2 protein-coding genes are annotated in these 2,263 nt (G+C 64.0%); one reads left to right on the forward strand and one right to left on the reverse strand.

All coding sequences use genetic code 11. From position 1 onward, the window contains the following. Window positions 1–272 precede the first annotated feature (272 nt). Window positions 273–1,022, forward strand: coding sequence for a hypothetical protein (locus tag VFI82_17105; protein ID HET7186403.1), 750 nt, complete (start codon window positions 273–275; stop codon window positions 1,020–1,022). A 15-nt stretch (window positions 1,023–1,037) separates the two neighbouring features. Here VFI82_17105 and VFI82_17110 read toward each other — a convergent pair. Continuing rightward, window positions 1,038–2,263: MBL fold metallo-hydrolase (locus VFI82_17110; GenBank protein HET7186404.1), on the reverse strand; the 1,226-nt coding region annotated here is incomplete at its 5' end.

Genomic DNA, 2,263 nt, shown 5'->3' on the forward strand with positions numbered 1-2,263 from the left:
ACCAAGGTCAATATCCGCTCAGCGCTGAACCGGGCCACTCGCAAGCTGCACCGTTCGGTGGCCACGGCGGCCGACGAGCAGTACCTTTACGTGTGGAATGCATAGCGCCGTAGCCGAGGACCGCGGTCCCGTCTCAGAATCAACCGGGTGTGGCTTCCACTCATCCCGGCGCCACCGCGCAGCCGACGAACCGGTCACCGCGGTGGCCGGCGCCGCGGCTTTTTTCACCACTTCCGTCTAGAATTCGGGTTAGCACGACCCAGGGGTGAGGGATGAGACGCTGCCTGCTATTGCTGGTATTGCTGGTTCCATTTGCCGCCGCGCAGCACGACCACATGTCGATGGAGCACGCCGGCGCGCCGACCCAGGCACCATCGGACGAGGGGATGGACCACGCCGTGGGCGCCATGTCGCATCGTCACATGGAAATGGGCGGGCACATGAAGATGACCGAGATGCGGCCGGTGCGTCCTGGAGACCAGCAGCGAGCGGACGAAATCGTGCAGGCTGCCAAGGGCGTGGCACAGCGCTACGCTGATTATCACGAGGCGCTGGCCGACGGCTTCCGCATTTTCATGCCGAACATGAAGCAGAAGATGTATCACTTCACCAACGGCTGGTATGCGATGGAAGCAGCCTTCCGGCTGAACCCGGACCATCCCACCTCGCTACTGTACGAAAAGACGGCCGCGGGCGGCTACAAGCTGATCGGGGTGATGTACACGGCGCCCGCGAAACTGAGCACCGACGAGCTGGATGCGCGCATTCCGCTGAGCATCGCGCGTTGGCACGAGCACACGAATTTCTGCGGCGCGCCCAAGGGCCGGGAGAGCGAATACTTCGGTCCGCACGCCAAGTTCGGATTACTGGGGTCGATCACAACCGAGCAGGAATGCAATGCCGCCGGCGGCAAGTTCCGGCCGCAAATTTTCGGGTGGATGGTGCACGTCTATCCCAACGAGAACACCCAGGCAGCCATCTGGTCGGTGGAGCGGCAGATGGACCACCACCACGGAGACTAATCGCAAAGCCAATACTTAGTTCTTAATTGCTGCGGCAGCAGGCGCAGCTTGCTCAACTTTTGCCCATGCATCCCATCCCCCAATTACGTCGGTGACGTTGCGGAAACCGGCGCGGCGCAGCAGGCTGGCGGCGATGATGCTGCGGTAGCCGCTCTTGCAATGAACCGCGACCGGCGTGTCGCGGTCCAACTGTGGGAGGGCGCGGGGAAAATCGTCGAGGGCGTGCCAGTGCGCGCTCTCAATGTGTCCGGCCTGCCACTCCGGCTCGCGGCGCACGTCGAGCACGGTGAGTTGTTCGAGACGTTCGCGTAATTGCGCGGCCGTAATCTGCGGAATTCTTTCCAGCGAATTACCGGCCTCGCTCCAGCTGCTGACGCCGTTCTTCAAATATCCAGCGACATGCTCGATGCCGACGCGCGCCAGCCGCATGCGGGCTTCCGCGGCTTTTTCATCGGACTCGCCGACCAGAACAATTCTGGCTCCCAACCCAAGCAGGGTCCCCGCCCAGGAAGCAAACTGGCCCCCGAGCCCGATATTGACGGAGCCCGGCACGTGCCCGCGCGCAAAATCCTCGCCGGAACGGGTGTCGAGCACGACGTAGCCATGCGCCTGGGCCTCGCGGATGTCATCCGGAGAGAGAGGGGGCAACGGCGGCAGCTCGCCCAGGGCTTCGGCGCCCTCGCGATTGATGGCGGCGTCTTCGGCGAAATATAGGGGACGCGGCGGCAGCTTGGAGGTCAGCTCGCGAACAAACTCATCGCGCGTTTTCAGCTGCAGGGCGGCATTGGTGAGGCGCTCGGTGCCGATGGTGGAGAAGCGGTCGGCGCGCATGTTGCGTCCGCACAGGGAGCCGGCACCGTGCGCCGGGTACACCAGCACGTCATCGGGAAGCGTGAGCAGCTTCTGGTGGAGGCTGTCGTAGAGTGCGCCCGCGAGCTGCTGCGGCGTGTAGCCCTCGGCGAGGTCGGGGCGGCCGACGTCGCCGATGAACAGCGTGTCACCGGTGAAGACGGCCCACGGCTTGTCCGCGTTTTTCTCGTGATCGGTCACCACCAGGCAGGTGCTCTCCGGCGTATGGCCAGGAGTTTCCAGGGCGCGGACCTCGATCTGTCCAAAGCGGAGGGAGAAGCCGTCACGCAGAGGCACGTTGGGAAACCGGGCACTGGCCCGCTCTCCGATGTAAATCTTCGCGCCGGTTCGCTCCGCCAGTTCGCGGTGGCCGGAAACAAAGTCGGCATGCA

This window comes from Terriglobales bacterium, from assembly GCA_035691485.1.
Classification (GTDB): Bacteria; Acidobacteriota; Terriglobia; order Terriglobales; family Acidobacteriaceae; genus JAIQGF01.